The sequence below is a fragment of the Streptomyces galbus genome (genome assembly GCF_005280195.1).
GTDB lineage: Bacteria > Actinomycetota > Actinomycetes > Streptomycetales > Streptomycetaceae > Streptomyces > Streptomyces galbus.
On record NZ_SZPR01000015.1, the window covers coordinates 78,700 to 93,903 of the forward strand.

At 67.7% G+C, this 15,204-nt stretch carries 15 protein-coding genes; 9 read left to right on the plus strand and 6 right to left on the minus strand.

Annotation, left to right across the window (positions count from 1 at the left end; translation table 11 throughout):
- Positions 1-41: 41 nt before the first annotated feature.
- The 4 genes from E4U92_RS18685 to E4U92_RS18700 all read right to left on the minus strand — a co-directional run bounded on the left by E4U92_RS18685 (position 42) and on the right by E4U92_RS18700 (position 3,734).
- On the minus strand, positions 42-572 hold the full coding sequence (locus E4U92_RS18685) for a CGNR zinc finger domain-containing protein (protein WP_229862945.1): 531 nt from the start codon (positions 570-572) through the stop codon (positions 42-44).
- Positions 573-933: 361 nt separating this feature from the next.
- Positions 934-2,292, minus strand: a complete 1,359-nt coding sequence (locus E4U92_RS18690; protein WP_137301581.1) for a pyridoxal phosphate-dependent decarboxylase family protein — start codon at positions 2,290-2,292, stop codon at positions 934-936.
- Between the two features lie 57 nt (positions 2,293-2,349).
- Entirely contained in the window at positions 2,350-3,081 is a 732-nt protein-coding gene (locus E4U92_RS18695) for a hypothetical protein (RefSeq protein WP_137301582.1), read from the minus strand.
- Positions 3,082-3,083: 2 nt separating this feature from the next.
- Positions 3,084-3,734 carry a TetR/AcrR family transcriptional regulator gene (locus tag E4U92_RS18700; protein ID WP_137301583.1) on the minus strand — a complete coding sequence of 217 codons (651 nt, stop codon included), beginning with the start codon at positions 3,732-3,734 and terminating at the stop codon, positions 3,084-3,086.
- A 928-nt stretch (positions 3,735-4,662) separates the two neighbouring features.
- Between E4U92_RS18700 and E4U92_RS18705 the strand changes: the two genes are divergently transcribed.
- The 3 genes from E4U92_RS18705 (at position 4,663) to merB (ending at position 7,438) form a co-directional block, all read left to right on the plus strand.
- Positions 4,663-5,349 (plus strand): MBL fold metallo-hydrolase, encoded by a 687-nt coding sequence (locus E4U92_RS18705; protein WP_137301584.1) that lies wholly within the window; start codon positions 4,663-4,665, stop codon positions 5,347-5,349.
- A gap of 339 nt (positions 5,350-5,688) precedes the next feature.
- Positions 5,689-6,690: a zinc-dependent alcohol dehydrogenase family protein gene (locus E4U92_RS18710; protein WP_137301585.1), complete on the plus strand. Its 1,002-nt coding sequence runs from the start codon at positions 5,689-5,691 to the stop codon at positions 6,688-6,690.
- Between the two features lie 73 nt (positions 6,691-6,763).
- Positions 6,764-7,438: an organomercurial lyase gene (gene merB, locus E4U92_RS18715; protein ID WP_137301586.1), complete on the plus strand. Its 675-nt coding sequence runs from the start codon at positions 6,764-6,766 to the stop codon at positions 7,436-7,438.
- A gap of 524 nt (positions 7,439-7,962) precedes the next feature.
- On the opposite strand, the gene budC is transcribed toward merB, so the two are convergent.
- A complete protein-coding gene (gene budC / locus E4U92_RS18720) occupies positions 7,963-8,745 on the minus strand; it encodes a meso-2,3-butanediol dehydrogenase (protein WP_137301587.1) in 783 nt (260 codons plus the stop codon).
- Between the two features lie 616 nt (positions 8,746-9,361).
- Between budC and E4U92_RS18725 the strand changes: the two genes are divergently transcribed.
- The 4 genes from E4U92_RS18725 to E4U92_RS18745 all read left to right on the plus strand — a co-directional run bounded on the left by E4U92_RS18725 (position 9,362) and on the right by E4U92_RS18745 (position 12,091).
- Positions 9,362-10,081 carry a hypothetical protein gene (locus tag E4U92_RS18725; protein ID WP_137301588.1) on the plus strand — a complete coding sequence of 240 codons (720 nt, stop codon included), beginning with the start codon at positions 9,362-9,364 and terminating at the stop codon, positions 10,079-10,081.
- Positions 10,082-10,120: 39 nt separating this feature from the next.
- Positions 10,121-10,555, plus strand: a complete 435-nt coding sequence (locus E4U92_RS18730) for a hypothetical protein (protein WP_373311602.1) — start codon at positions 10,121-10,123, stop codon at positions 10,553-10,555.
- Entirely contained in the window at positions 10,552-11,253 is a 702-nt protein-coding gene (locus E4U92_RS18735; RefSeq protein WP_137301589.1) for a DedA family protein, read from the plus strand. The genes E4U92_RS18730 and E4U92_RS18735 overlap by 4 nt, the downstream gene beginning before the upstream one ends.
- Before the next feature lie 589 nt (positions 11,254-11,842).
- Complete coding sequence (locus E4U92_RS18745) at positions 11,843-12,091, plus strand: hypothetical protein (protein ID WP_137301590.1); 249 nt, start codon at positions 11,843-11,845, stop codon at positions 12,089-12,091.
- Positions 12,092-12,111: 20 nt separating this feature from the next.
- On the opposite strand, the gene manD is transcribed toward E4U92_RS18745, so the two are convergent.
- Positions 12,112-13,353, minus strand: a complete 1,242-nt coding sequence (manD, locus tag E4U92_RS18750; RefSeq protein WP_137301591.1) for a D-mannonate dehydratase ManD — start codon at positions 13,351-13,353, stop codon at positions 12,112-12,114.
- Positions 13,354-13,467: 114 nt separating this feature from the next.
- Here manD and E4U92_RS18755 point away from each other — a divergent pair, with 114 nt between their 5' ends.
- Complete coding sequence (locus tag E4U92_RS18755; protein ID WP_137301592.1) at positions 13,468-14,037, plus strand: HdeD family acid-resistance protein; 570 nt, start codon at positions 13,468-13,470, stop codon at positions 14,035-14,037.
- Between the two features lie 162 nt (positions 14,038-14,199).
- The gene (locus tag E4U92_RS18760; RefSeq protein WP_371558318.1) at positions 14,200-15,036 is read left to right on the plus strand and encodes an RNA polymerase sigma factor SigF; all 837 of its coding nucleotides are present in this window, start codon (positions 14,200-14,202) and stop codon (positions 15,034-15,036) included.
- Positions 15,037-15,204: the final 168 nt, after the last annotated feature.

Sequence of the window (15,204 nt, forward strand, 5' to 3'; positions counted from 1 at the left end):
CGGGCAGAGAGTAGACGACGGCAAGGGTCACGGGGCAGGGGTCAGGCCTTCTGAGCCTTCTGGCGAGCCCGGTAAGCCCGCAAGTTGGCCGCGTTACCGCATGTCTTCACGTCATGCCAGACTCCGCTGTTGTTGCGCGAGCGGTCGTAGAAGGCTGTACGGCAGTAGGGATTGCGGCAGATCTTCAATCGGTGAGAGGTCTCGGAGAGCTGCGCCTGCAGCAGCGCGGCGAAGAGCATGGAGAGCATCGTCCGCCACCCGGTACCGCGCGGCTCCATACGGACCTGTCCGTCGGTGTCCATGCGCAGTGTGGCCGCAGTGGTTCGGACAACTGCGGGTGCCGTCCGCATATCGGCTGGCCCTTCAGCGATCATCCGGCGCAGATCGTCCCGCAAGGCGCGGAGCTCGACCAAGCCCACCACGTCGATCTCGACGGTGACGCCGGGCCCACCAGAGACGGCCGACCAATCCTGGACCGCCTGTGTCGCCCAATGCTGCGCACTCGCGAGGTCAGCGAGCAGATCAGGCAGCGGCGGTGCTCCAGCCGGCACAGTGTTGAGGAACTCTTGCACCAAGCCGAGGGTGCCAGGTGCGGTTTGCAGCCCGTATCGTTGCGTAGCCTCCCAAGCCATGTTCCCGGCCTCCTCCTGGTGACGTTGTCACCAGTCTCGCACACAGGCCGACAGAACTTTGAAAGCTATGACCCTTACCCGGTCTGGTGGGGGAGAAGACTCACAAAGCGCCTACTACTGCTCCTTCCGGCAGACGGCGGATGAGTCGGTGCCTGTTTGATCGCCACCCAACAGGATCGTCCGGCACTCGCCTGCCCCGAGTCGTGTAACCAAGCACCGGTGCGTGACCTCATGTGAGTGGGCGCAGACGCGATATTCCCTTGCCGGACGGGCAGACTGCGCGGATCGATCCTTCCTGAGGTCAGGTCCGCAGCGAGGAGAGCAGTGCGACCAGTGCGTCCATGTCTTCGGTGGTCGTGCGCCAGGACGAGACGGATATGCGCATGACCGGATCACCCTGCCATCGGCTGGTGCCGAACCAGACCGCTCCTGACGACTGTGCGGCGGCGGTGATGCGGAGGGTCTCCTGCGGTGTGGCGGCCTTGGCGATGATTTGATTGAGCACTACACGGTTGACCACCGTGTATCCCGCAGCGCGCAGTCCTGCCGCGCCGTGCGAGGCGAGTGCCGTGGTCCGCTCGATGAGGTCGGCGACTCCATCGCGGCCCAGAGCGCGCAGTGCAGCCCACACGGGAACCCCTCTGGCCCGCCGCGAGAACTCCATGGTGCGGTTGCGTTGAGCATCATCATCGGCCTGCGTGTAAGTGGCGTCGGACGTCATCGTTGCCGTCAGTGCCGACGCGTCGCGGACAATTACCATGGCGGAGTCGTACGGAGTGTTGAGCCACTTGTGGCCGTCGACCGTCCAACTGTCCGCCGCATCGACACCGACGGTCAGGGCTGCGTGGGCTGATGCGCGGGCCCAGAGCCCGAAGGCACCATCGACATGCACCCATGCTCCTGCTGCCCGGGCCGCCGGAATGATGGAGGAGAACGGATCGAATTCCCCGGTGTTGACCTCCCCTGCCTGGAGGATGACGATCGTGCGCTCGTCGAGCTCGGGCATCTGAGCGGGGTCGATGCGCCCGTGCTCGTCGACCGGCGCCACAATGACGTCGTCGGTTCCGAAGCCGAGCACCCTCAGCGCCTTCTTGACGACTACGTGGACGAGCGCGGATGTCACGATCCGCAGAGGCGGTGCGGCGCGAAGGCCTCGTCGGTCGAGGTCCCAGCCATGACGCGCCAGCAGTGTACGACGGGCGGAGGCGAGTGCGATGAGTGTGCCGGAGGTGGCGCTGGTGACGAAGCCGACAGCGCTTTCGCGCGGTAGATCCAGAATCTCCAGCAGCCATCGTGCAGCCGTCTTCTCGACCGCGGCGCCCACGGGTGAGGTCACCTGTCCCAGCGCACCGTTGTCCCACGCGAGCACAAGCCGGTCGGCTGCTGCTGCTACCGGAAGGGTTGCTCCCACAACGAACCCGAAGTAGCGGGAGCCATTGCTCTCGACCGCAGCCGGCGAACCGGCATCGTCGAGCAGCGCCAGGGTCGAGGCGTCTCCCAGCCCGCGGGCCGGAAGCTCCTCCTCGAACTGGCTCAGCCCTTCGAGCGAGTCCGAGGAGGGGAAGACCGGCCGGTGTCCGATACCCGCCGTGTAGGCGCGAGCGCGCCGATCAGCCTCCGTGAGAAGGGCGATCTCCTGCTCGATGTTGTCGTGCAGCATGGTCAGCCTCTCTGGGGAATGGGTGTCCAAGAAGCAGTCGGCACCGGCCGGTGGACATCAGCGCTCGAGGCGGACGTCCGTGACGTCCAGCAGAATCGCGGCCGCTTCGTGAATGGCCGTGTTGTCGTCCCTGCGCAGCAGCACGCGTCGACGTGTCGGCACGATCAGACCACCGAAGTTCTGGTGCTCACTGGTGTAGTGGGCCACCGGCGGATTGCCGTTGACATCGGGGGAGTAGTCCATGCGCCGCTGCAGGCCGGTCTCGGCGTCGAAGTAATAGGTCTGCACCGAGTTGTGCGTGGGAAGGAAGGAGTCGGGGAAAGTGACCTCCAGCCGACGCCAGGTCTCGCCCGCCTCGCTCCACGGCTCCACCTCGCGTGTGGTGATGCCCGGCAGAGTGAACAGGTAGGGCTCCAGGAGGTACATGCGCGTGGCGTACGAGATGAAGTAGCCGGTCTGAGCTGCCGTCCACTGCGTGTCACCGGCGAAGCCGGCCATGCTGGCACGAGGGCGGTCCAGCTCCTCAACCACCGATCCGTCGGTCCGTGTGATGACAACCCGGTCGTCCTCTGCGTCGAAGGACAGGGACTGCCCCTCGCCGAACGGGCTCATCTCAATGTGGCGACGACGCAGGTCCGCGGTGACCTCCTCGACGCCCAGCAGATCGGGCTGTCCCTTGTACGCCCAGAAGCCTCCCCTCACGTGCACCGTCGCGCTCACGCGAGACGCCTCTTCCCACAGCTTGAGACCGCCGTGCTTTTCGATCACGAAATTGATCAGGTCGCTCATTGTCATTCTCCCTGTGCTGGCCCTTGGGCCTTGGGTGGTTTGGTGTCGAGCAGGGCTTGGCGGGCCTGGCTGAGGAAGCGCTCCGAGAGAGGCGAGCCGACTGTCGCTCGGGAGAGCATCAGCCCGCCGACCATGGTGCAAAGTGTCGCCACAGCTTCATCGGACAGGTCGCCGCTCCGGGAGCGGGCTTCGCTGTCCGTCTCCGGCGTGGGGTCCGTCGCAGCGCCCCCGATCCAGGCCGTCAGCTCCCTAACACCGCGGACATAGTGGTCCTTGGTGTCTTCGCCCAGTTGCCCGCGCACGACGTCCGCTGCGAAGCCGGATGCCGGACAGCCGGCAGCCAGATCGTCACGGTGCGCCGGCGAAAGGTAGTAGTCGATCAGTGCCGCTCTGGCGGCTTCATGATCTCCGTTGTTGGCAACCATGAAATCGTCGAGTCGGCGCCGGAGGTCTTCGAATGCTTGATCAGTTGCTTCGCTGATCAGCGCCTCCTTCGACGGGAAGTGCTTGTAGAAGCCTCCATTGGTGAGGCCGACCTCGGCGGTGACCTCCGACAGGCTCACTCCTGTACCGCGTTGCCTGAACAGTCTGGAAGCCGCTGCGACCACATCACGTCGGGTCTGGGCTGCCCGTTCACGCGAGACGCGAGGCATCTAGCACCTCCCTGCTGGTGTCTTAGATTATCACCGTAATCTAAACGCGGCGTACCTGCAAGCCCGCAACCCCTCCTTGTGCTCGATCGATGCGAAGCGCCTACACCTCTGTTCTTCGGCGACAGGCTGAAGGTTGCGGCGGGACGTACGGCAGGCTCCATGGCCTCGCGACCGGTGTGTACTGCCATCCGGTGGTCGATCTAGGTGTATCTGTCGCAACTCAGGCTAGTCGACATGGATGTATTAGGTTTGGATATGTCAATATTGGGAGGAGTGGTGGTGTCGCCTTAACTTGATGAGTCATGATCACGGTCGCGGTGCTCGGTACCCTTGACGGACCGCGGCATCCGGACGGCACGCGACGTTCGGCAAGGCATCCCGGACCATCGCAGGTGCGGGTGACCATCGACGCAGCGCCACTCAACCCCTCAGACTTCCTGCTGATCGAGGGCCAGTACCCCCTCCGGCCGCAACTGCCCTCTCCTGGGGGGCGTCGGAAGCCGCCAAGACCAGCAAGACCTGGTGGCGGCACTGGAGAACGCCAGCCTGCGCCCCGTCATCGACCACAGCTACCCCATCGACGAACTGCCGCATGGGCTTGACTGCTTCGACTCAGGGGCTCACCTGGGCAAGGCGTCATCGAGTTCTGAGACGCCGGGCTCAGTACGCCAAGGAGTGAAGCGTGGCCCCCTTGCATCCGCAGGCCGGGCGATGCAGGCGGCGGCCCGGACGGACGGGTACTCGACGGCCGAACGCTGGTTGATTCAATGAATCGTACCGTGATTGACTCTGTCGTGAGCGAGGCCTCCGGAGTGCTCCGCTACTTCCGGTGCTCCATCCGGGACAGCCTCCGCGTTGCCTCACCCGCGATACCGCCTTGGTCGGCGCCTCCCCTGGCCGGCCGGGGCCTTTACTGAGGACACCGCACATGCATCAGATGATCGCTCCGGGAATCACTCAGATCGCCACGACCAAGCGGGACAACGCCTTCCTCGTCGAGGGCGACGACGGTTTCACCCTTGTCGACGTCGGCTGGGCCAGAGCCCCGGTGGCTCTCCTCAAGGCGGTGGCGGACCTGGGCCGAAAGCCGTCGGACATCCGCCGCGTCGTCCTCACCCATGCCCACCCCGACCACGTCCAGGGCGCGGCGGAGTTGCAGCGTCGTCTGCACGCGCGGATCCTCATCCATCCCGCGGACCTGCCGTGGCTGGAAGTCGGCCGTGTCCCGCCCGCCGGCAGGTCCGGTTGCGCCGGGCGCCTCCTCGATCGCTTGCCGAAACTGCATTGGACCCCCTTCTCGGCAGACGGGACGGTCTCCGACGGTGAGGTCCTGGACGGCTCCGGCGGCTTGCGCGTCGTTCATACGCCTGGCCACACACCCGGGCACATCGTGCTGTGCCACGAGCCGACAGGAACCGCTCTCATGGGTGACGCAGTTTTCCATCGCGGTGGCCTTGCCGTGGGCCCGGCGGCTCTCGCCGCCGACCCCGCTTTGCGCATCGACAGCCTGGGCAGACTTCCCCACGGCCTGCGAACCGCCGGCTTCGCGCACGGAACCCCATTGAGGGGCGCCGGCATTGAGGCCTTCTACCGATTCCTCTCGGACCTCACCTGACTGCGCGGTGCTGCGCGGAGATCGTCTACGTCCTGTGCGAGGCCGCAGTGGGTGACGTGCTGGCGACATCTGCAGAACTGGGCCATCCCCCGACATCTGCGTAACGCCGCCGGTAGCCGGCCTTGAACTGGTGGGGGAGTAAAACATAGCCAACAGCGTTTGACTTGCGTTGACTCGTGGTTCAGGGTGAAAGGGCTGGCGCTCCGTGCCCTCTCTCCAGCCGGGCATGACACTGCCTGCGGTGGCCGGCCACCGTACGAGGCGCACGGCTGTCGGAAGTCTGCCCCGCTCCCTTGGCTCACCGCTGTCCAGGCCCGGCCATGACATTGAAGAGGTCCCATGAAATCAGTCCGATTTACCGCATACGGGTCACCCGAATCCGTTTTCTTGGCGGATGTGGACGTGCCGCGGCCCGGCCCCCGGGAAGTGCGCATACGGGTCGAGTCCGCCCCCCTCAACCCGTCGGACTTCATGCTGATCGACGGTATATACGCCTACCGCCCGCCTCTGCCGTCTGCGACCGGTGCAGAAGGCGTCGGCACTGTCGTGGAGACCGGCGACGACGTCACTCTCACCGCAGTCGGCGATCGCGTTCTGATACTTCCCTCGCAGCGGCAGGGGACCTGGCAGGAGGAGCATGTCGTCGACGAACGTCTCACCGTGCCGATCAAGCGCCAGGTGGATACGGACCAGTTGGCCACCGTGGGCATCAATGGTGCGACCGCGCATCTGCTGTTGCGCTATGGAGGGCAGATGGCGCCCGGAACCTGGATCGCTCAGACCGCGGCCAACTCCAACGTTGGGCTTTTCGTCATTGCCCTGGCCCGGAAGGCAGGCCTACGCACCCTCAACATCGTGCGACGAAGCGAGGCGGTGCAACCCCTTCTCGACGCCGGCGCGGATATCGTGCTTGTCAGCGGCGATAACCTCCAGGGCGAAGTGGCTGAGGTGCTGGCCGATCAGCGGCTCGCCCTCGCTCTCGACGGCGTGGGAGGCCTGGCGACGCAGCCCCTAGCCCCGTTCATGGCGCGGGAGGCAAGTATCGTCAACTATGCGGCGCCCAGCCGTGAAGCCGTGGCCGTGCACCCCATGTACCTCAACTTCAAGAACCTGCACGTCCACGGGTTCTGGATGCACAACTGGCTGGACTACGCACCTCGCGAGGAAATCGTGCAGGTCTACGACCACATCATCGACCTTGTTGCCGACGGCGTGCTCTCTACCCCGATCGAAGCACGATACGACCTGACCGATTACATCCGGGCCATGACACACGCCAGAGCCGTCGGACGCCATGGGAAGATCCTCTTCAGACCTGCCGGCACCAGCAACGCCCGGTGACAGTCGGCGCCCCACGCCTGGCTATCCGCCGCATTATGACAAGGGTGCGAGAGCGCCGATCGAAAGGAGCGACATGGCCGCAGAGGACGTAAGGCTCGCGGTGTACAAGGGATTCGCCCGCACTGGTCAGGCACCGCAGACCGACACCTTGGCTGCCACCACTGGTTTGTCGACAGATGAGGTTCGGTCCGCCCTTGAGCAACTGCACGGCAGCAGGGACATCGTTCTGGACCCGTCGGACCGCGAACGCATCGTCATGGCACACCCCTTTTCCAGCATCCCCATGCACTTCTCCGTGATGGGGCCGGACACCCTGTGGTGGGGCGGCTGCGCATGGGACTCCTTCGCTATCCCGCATCTCCTGGAGTGGCTGCCCGAGGTCCTTGTCGCAACGCGCTGCCCCTTTTGTGCCACGCCGCATGCCTGGACCGTGACCGCGAAGGAACCCCCGCAGGGCAACCAGGTTGCTCACTTCCTCACACCGGCTGATCATGTATGGGACAACGTGATCCATACCTGCGAGAATCAGCGCCTGTTCTGCTCTGTCGACTGCGTCGAGGGCTGGCTGGAGCGCACGGGTCAGCAGCGTGGCTACGTCATGGACCTGGGGACGCTGTGGCGATTGGCCCGCGGCTGGTATGCGGGTCGTCTCAGCCACGGTTATCAACGGCGCGATCCTGCCTCTGCTGCGGCCTACTTTGCTTCGGTTGGGTTGCGAGGCCCGTTCTGGGGGCTGCCCGAGGACTGATTGATGGTCACCGTGGCAGCAGCCGCGGTGCGCTACCAGTGGGCGTGCCGACCGTCCCGATCGATGCGATCCGCATGCCGACAAGAGGTCGTGCACGCAACGTACCGCTGTAGGTGCCGGACTGAGAGGTGTCGGTGCCGGGGGCGCGGAAGAAGTGGGGCCCGGATGCCTCCCGCCTCACCGCCGGCGCGGTCCACAGCGGCCCGACGGCCCATCTGCCCCCGAGCTCGCCCACACCGTCACCAGCTCCGCGGCCCGCGCCTTCACCGACGTCGTCGCTCGCCGGCGGTGTCACCCCGCTCGTCATGGCGATCCCCACAGCCCTCTTCGTGCGTCACTGCACTGATCCGGTCGCCTGAACCGTGTACAGGGGCAGCACGGAGCAACGGCGACCCGTGGTCGTCGTAGTCGAGTTCTGGTGCGGACGACCCCGCAGGGAATCCGGCGGTTGACGGACGAGGGTAGGAAGCTACCCGGCGTATGCGTGTGGCGCTCCGGGCCGTCGGAGCGCCACACCGTGATGGTCAGACGCGGGCCTGACCGCTGGAAGCGGTCGTACCGCCGTCGACGGGGAGAACGACGCCTGTGACGTAACGCGCCGCCTCGCTGGCCAGGAAGAGGAAGACCGATGCCACGTCCTCCGGTTCCCCTAGCCGTCCCAGCGCGACACGCTCCTCGAACTTGGCGGTGAGTTCTCGGTTGGCGGTAACGGCCGCAACAGCGTCGGTCCGGGTCAGGGACGGAGCCACGGCGTTCACCCGGACTCCGCGCGATCCCCAGTCGAGCGCCAGCGCCCGCACGAACTGTGAGACCGCGCCCTTGCTGGCGTTGTACACCGAGCCCTTCCAGTCCCCGGACAGCCCCGAGACACTGCTCGTGGCAGTGAAGGTCCCGCCGGTCTCGGCCAGCAGCGGCAGTGTGGCCTTGGCGAGGTGGAAGAATCCGTCGACATTCGTCTGCCGCAGGTGCTCCCACTGCCTTGCGCTCACATCGGTGATCTCCCCGGGGACGTAAGCGGCGGCGTTGCTGACGACCGCATCGAGTCGGCCATGTCGCTCGATGATCCCGTGGACCAGCCGCTGGATGTCCGCCGGCACGGCGACGTCCGCCCGGACGGCTTCGACGCGGCCGGAGGGCATCTGTCCCGCCGCCTTGTCCAGCCGCTCCTGGTCCCGGCCTGTGATCACGACGGTTGCTCCCGCCCGGGCGAAGGCGGCCGCGGTCGCGAGGCCGATGCCGTTGCTGCCGCCGGTGATCAGGACGATTCGCCCCGAGAAGTCGAAGGAGTAGTTGATGGACGTGGACATGGTGTGTGTGCTCCTTGTGGGTGGTGTCGGTGGTGGTTCGGTCCGCTGCATGGGCGCTTCCTCCGGAACTCGCGGAGCGAGAGGAGCGGGTCAGGGACCGGTGGAGATCTGCGCGGGAACTCTTCGCTGCGGCCCACGAAACGGCGAAGTGACACGGTGGCGGCGGGAATGGTCAGGCCCCAGTGGTGGCGCGCTGTCGGACAAGGCCTGGTAGGCCGAGGCCTATCAGGCATCGGACGGCAGATAGGCCGCGTTGCTGTTCCGCAGCCCTGAGGGCTCAAGAAGGGTGACGAAGCTCAGACCATGACTGCGCCTCGTAACCAACTTTGACTATTTCGCTCACCGTGTCGCGTGTCTTGTTGGCTCTGAGGTTGCCAGGTTTCGGCAGCTATCTTAGCAGTGCCTTCATGTGTCCTGGCTTTGCCGAGCGCCACTAGGCAACGTAATCATAGTGGATTGACTTCTGTCGCGTAGTGGTCCACTGTGAAGATGAGAACTCGATCGGCAGCACGTTCGTCGGGCCGACGTACTTTGCCCACCCGAGTGGAAAATTTCATCGGCAAGTCGTCATTTGAGATCTGAGGGGTCCCCCCTCCTGGCGAGAATTGGACCAATCGTGACCGATCTGCTGAGCATCCTTGTCGATACCTACGGTGGGATCGAGCGCTGGAAGGAGATCCGGACCATCACCGCGCGCAAGAAGTTCGGCGGTGTGACCTGGCCCGCCAAGGGGGTGGCGGGCATTCTGGACGACGGTACGGTGACCGTGTCGGTCCAGGAGGAGAAGGCGGTCTTCACGCCGTTCCTCGCGGACGATCAGCAACTGACGTTCACCCCCGAAGAGGTTCGCATCACCGGGCTGGCCAACCGCGAGGTCGACGTCCTCAGTCAACCGCGGAAGTCGTTCGAGGGCCATTCACTGCAGACCCCCTGGAACCCGCTGCAGCTTGGCTACTTCGCGGGTTACGCGATGTGGACGTACCTCACTGAGCCGTACTCGCTCACCCTGCCAGGCGTCCGCACCGAAGAGATCGGCCCCTGGCGGGAGGGCGGGCAGAGGTGGCGGCGCCTGGCCGTCACCTATCCGCCGGCGCTCGCGTCGCACAGCACTCAGCAGGTGGTCTACGTGGACCCGGACGGCCTTCTGCGCCGACGGGACTACACCGTCGACGTCATCGGCGGGGTTCCCGGCATCCACTACGTAGAGGACCATGACGAAGTGGACGGCATCCTCGTGCCGCGCACCCGAACCGTCTACGGGCGGGGAGCGGACAACCTGCCACAGCGCGAACCCGTCATCGTCTCCATCAGCCTGGAGGACGTCGTCGTGCGTTGACGATGGGACGCCCTACGGCCCCTGCGGTCCAGCCGGCTCATGGCGCCGGCACAGGCCGATATCGAGCCGATGGTCGGGGCGTACTCACAGGTCCATCTGCACACCACACCCGTGGAGGAGCTGACGATCGGCCTGCGTCACGACGTGATCATCTCCGGGCTGCCCTTCACCAACTTCACTCCGGATCTGGTCGACACGATCATGCAGCGCTACCTGAACCTGCTGCACCCGGGCGGCATCCTGACCTACTTCACCTACCGCGGCACCCGGCAAGCCCGTACGCTGCTGTCTTCCCGAGCAGACAGTCGCCGGCACCGGGCCGTGGAGGAGGTGCTGGCCGGCTACCAGCGCCAATGCGCCACTGGCTGCTGGACGGTCTGGGCCAATCTCCCTCCCGCCAGGGTGTGGCAGTTGACGCGCCCCGCCGAGACTGCCCCCGCGCCGAAGCCTGCCTCGAGCGGAGCGGACGCGTGAACGTCCTTACCGACATCCTCGGCCAGGTGACCCCCGAAGGCGCCTATGCTCTGCTGGCCGCGGCGGTCCTGGCCGAGTCGGTTTTGCTGATCGGGGCGTTCATCCCCACCCTCACCTTGCTGCTGACCGCCGGCGCACTTGCCCGCACCGGGAGCCTCGACCTGTGGACGCTGGTCACGACCGCCGCTTGCGCCGTCGTGGTGGGCGACTTCCTCGCCCACCGCACCGGGCGGGTGCTCGGCAGCCGTCTGCGCACCGGACGCCTCGGGCGCCGCATCCCTGCCACCGCATGGCGGCGCACCGATACCCTGACGGCCCACCAGGGCGGCCAGACCATCCTCGTGGCCCGTTTCCTCCCGGTCGTCCGCACTCTCGCGCCCGGCGCCGCCCGTCTGCCCTACCGTCGCATCGCCCCCTATAGCTGCGTCGCCGCTCCTGTGTGGGCGACGCTCGAGGCCGGCGCCGGGTACACCGCGACCGCCTCCTTGCAGCACGCGCTCACGCTGGGAGGCCCCCTGCTCGTCGGCGTAGCGGCCGCAGCGGCCGCAGCGGGAGTGCTGTGCACCCGCATCCGCCGCCGACGCAACACCGGCGGGCACGGCCCCCGGCCTGATGTGCCCCTCACTCCTACGGATGAGGCGGGAGCGGACGGGGACACCAGTACCCGGGTGCGACCTGCGGTCGCCGGTCATGTCTGACCTCACGGCCGGGACCCCGGCCCAGGGAACCGCACAGGAACCAATGGAGGCCAAGCATGAAGTCGATGGAGTGAGCGCCATACGGCCTGGGCGGAGAACATGGCCTCTGCCCTGGACCAGACCCCTGTCGTCGCCGAAAAAGCGGGGCGCTGCGGCTCGAGCCGGACGTCGGCTGCGACTGCGGGAGGGCGCCACGGGCAACCGCTGGAGGAAATGGCCTCGCGACCGCGCCTCCTGTGGTGGATCACCGTAAGAGGTCACGGTCTCCTGCGAACACGCGGGCCAGGCGCAGCGCATCGAACAGATCATCCGCAGCGGCCTCGAGGCAGGACCGGTGGGACGGCACCCGCCGGCAGATGGACGAAGAGGACTCCGTGCTGTGGGCCGTCGGCGACCTCGCCGAACACATCGCCTCCCACGACCCGCGGCCTCTACACCAACACAGCCCTGCACAAGCACCGCACCCGCGCCATGTGCGTGCCGTCGCTCGGTCGCCGTCGCCGTGGGGCGGAAGCGGGCATGGCCGGTGCCGGGGTGGGGAACCGGGGGAGGGCCACGAGGAGTCAGCCGACCGGAAGGACGTACCGACGTGATCACCCCGGAGCACGTGGAGGAACTGCTCGCCTCGGACGACGAGCGCGCGGTGCTGGTGGTGGTGGCCGGTGCCGCCGCGGTCGTCCCCGGGACGGCACTGGACACCGACGACTACCGGGGCGCGCTGCAGGTCGTCACCCGGCGGGACCTGCGCGCCCAGCTCGACACGGACGCCCCCTCGCGCCGTGAGCTGGAGGAGGTCGCGGCCCGCCTGGACAGCACGGTGACGCGCCTCGGCGCCTGACGCCCCGACGCCGGTCCGCGCTACCAGTCGTGCACGGTGCCGTCCCGCAACCGGCTGACCGGCAGGTACGCCTGCCGGTACGGGAAGCGGCGGGCCGCCTCGACGTCCAGCTCGACGCCGAGCCCCGGGGTGTCGGACGGGTGCAGCAGGCCGTCCTCGAACCGGTAGGAGGTGCGGAACACCTCGAGGGTCTGCTCGGAGTGCCGCATGTACTCCTGGATGCCGAAGTTGTGCACCGCCAGGTCCAGGTGGAGTGCCGCGGCCATGCCGACGGGGGAGATGTCGGTCGGTCCGTGCATCCCGGACCGGACGCCGTACACGGCCGCCAGGTCCAGCAGCTTCCTCATGGCGGTCACCCCGCCGGCGTGCGTCACCGCCGACCGCACGTAGTCGATGAGCCGCTCGCTCAACAGCGTCGTGTAGTCGTGCACGGAGTTGAACACCTCGCCGATCGCGAGCGGCGTCGTCGTGTGCTGCCGGATCAGCCGCAGAGCCGACTGGTCCTCCGCGGGGGTGGCGTCCTCCAGCCAGAACAGGTCGTACGGTTCGAGGTCCTTGCCGAGCCGGGCCGCCTGGACCGGTGTCATCCGGTGGTGTCCGTCGTGCAGCAGCGGCAGCTCGGGCCCGAACTCCGCCCGGACCGCCTCGAAGACCGCGGGCAGGTGCCGCAGGTACGCGCGCGTGTCCCACGTCTCGACCGCCGGCCGCGGCGCGGATCCGGCGGCGCGCCGCGCGGGCTCGTAGTCGTACCGCTCCCCGCCCCCGGCGGCCGAGGCGGCGACCCCGTACACCGAGTCGAAGCCGGGGATGCCGGTCTGCACGCGGACCGCCCGGTAGCCCTGCTCCAGGTGGGCCCGCACGGAGTCCAGCAGCTCGGGCACGTCGCGGCCGGAGGCGTGACCGTAGGCGAGCGCGCCGGTCCGGCAGGCGCCGCCGAGGAGCTGGTAGAGCGGCATGCCGGCGCACTGGGCCTTGATGTCCCACAGCGCGGTGTCCACGGCCGCGACGGCGGCCATCGTGACGGGACCGCGCCGCCAGTACGCCCCCCGGTAGAGGTACTGCCAGGTGTCCTCGATGCGGGAGGCGTCCCGGCCCAGCAGGAGCGGCACGACGTGGTCGTCGAGGTAGGAACGGACGGCCAGTTCGCGGCCGTTGAGCGTGCCGTCGCCGAGGCCGACCACGCCGTCCTCGGTGGTCAGGCGCAGGGTGACGAAGTTCCGACCCGGGCTGGTGACGACGACCTCGGCGGACACGATCTGCATGGTGGATCCCCCAGTCTCCGGCGGCCGGCCACGGGTCCGCCGCGGTGTGCGCGATACGCGCCCAGGAGGGTACCCGCCGTTCCAGGACGGTGTCGGCCGAGCGAAGGGCGAGGGATGCGGCGGCAGTTGATGTGGACGCTGGTGGTGCGGAGCTTCGCGGCTCTGATGTTCGGGGCGCTGGCCCTGGTGTGGCCGGAGGTGACCGTCCTGGCGCTGGCGCTGCTGTTCGGCGCGTACGCCCTGGCCGACGGCCTCACCCTGCTCACGAGCGCCCTGCGCCGGGAAGGGGACGCCGGTCACCGGACCGCCCACACCGCCGGGGGAGTGCTGGGCATCGTGGTCGGGGTGACCGCCATCGCCTGGCCCGGGGTCACCGCGCTCGCGCTGGCCAGCCTGATCGGGGCGTGGGCCGTGGGGAGCGGCGCCGCGGAGATCTGGGCCGCCGCGCGCTTCCGGCACGAGCTGCACCACGAGTGGATGCTCTTCGCGGCCGGCGGCGCCTCGGTGGTGGCCGGGGTGCTGGTGTGGGCGCGCCCCGACGCCGGCGCGCTCGGCATGACCCAGGTCATCGGCGTGTACGCCATGATCGCCGGCCTGCTGACCCTGGCCGCGGCCTGGCGGCTGCACGGCACCACGGCGGTGGCCCACCGGCCGCGCCACACCCGGCAGGCCCGGCCCACCTGAGGCCCGGGCGGGAGGTGAGGAGAGCCCGAGAAAAAAGTGAAAAGAAATCGCTCGGATGGCACGCATGGACCCGGGATGAGAGGGTAGGCGGTGTGTCGCCCACCCCTGCGGTGGGCTCGAGATCTGGATACGGCTTCAGGGAGGGGACACCCCATGACGCTCATGGGTATGACGACGACGGGCACTCGGACGGCGGACCTGCCTGAGATCGCCGACCCTTCGAAGCTCGCGCCGAAGGATGCCCGTGAGCTGTCGAAGGTGTTCTTCGACCGGCTGTCCGTGCTGGAGGAGGGCACGCCGGAGTACAGCTACGCCCGCAACACGCTGATCGAGATGAACATGTCCCTCGTCCGCTTCGCGGCCGGCCGCTTCCGCAGCCGTGGCCCGGAGGAGATGGAGGACATCGTCCAGGTCGGCATGATCGGCCTGATCAAGGCGATCGACCGGTTCGAGCTCTCGCGGGAGGCGGAGTTCACCTCCTTCGCGATCCCCTACATCGTCGGGGAGATCAAGCGGTTCTTCCGCGACACCACCTGGGCGGTCCACGTGCCCCGGCGCCTGCAGGAGGCCCGCGTCCAGCTCGCCCGCGCCACGGAGGAGCTGAGCAGCCGCCTGGGCCGCACCCCGACGGTCAAGGAACTGTCGGAGCTGATGAGCCTGCCCGAGGACGAGGTGCGCGAGGCGCGCCTGGCCGCCAACGGCTACAACTCCTCCTCGCTCGACGCCACCATCAACGGCAGCGAGGACGGCGAGGCCGCCCTGCAGGACTTCATCGGCAGCGAGGACCGCGCGCTGGACCTGGTGGAGGACTTCCACACCCTGGCCCCGCTGATCGCCGACCTCGACGAGCGCGACCGCCAGATCATCCACATGCGGTTCGTGGAGGAGCTGACCCAGGCCCAGATCGGCGAGCGCCTCGGCGTCTCGCAGATGCACGTCTCGCGCCTGCTGTCCCGCACCCTGGCCCGTCTGCGCGCGGGCATGTTCCCCAAGGACTGACCCTCCGCTCCGGCGTACGGTCACCCCTCCCCGCTGAGCCGACGTCCATCGGCCGGTCCCCACGTTCCCCGTGGTGGCCGGCCGATGGACGTTTTCGCGTGCGGACGCATGCGGAGGGGCGGACGCGTGCGGAGGGGCGGACGGACGGGCCGACCCCCGGCCCCCCGC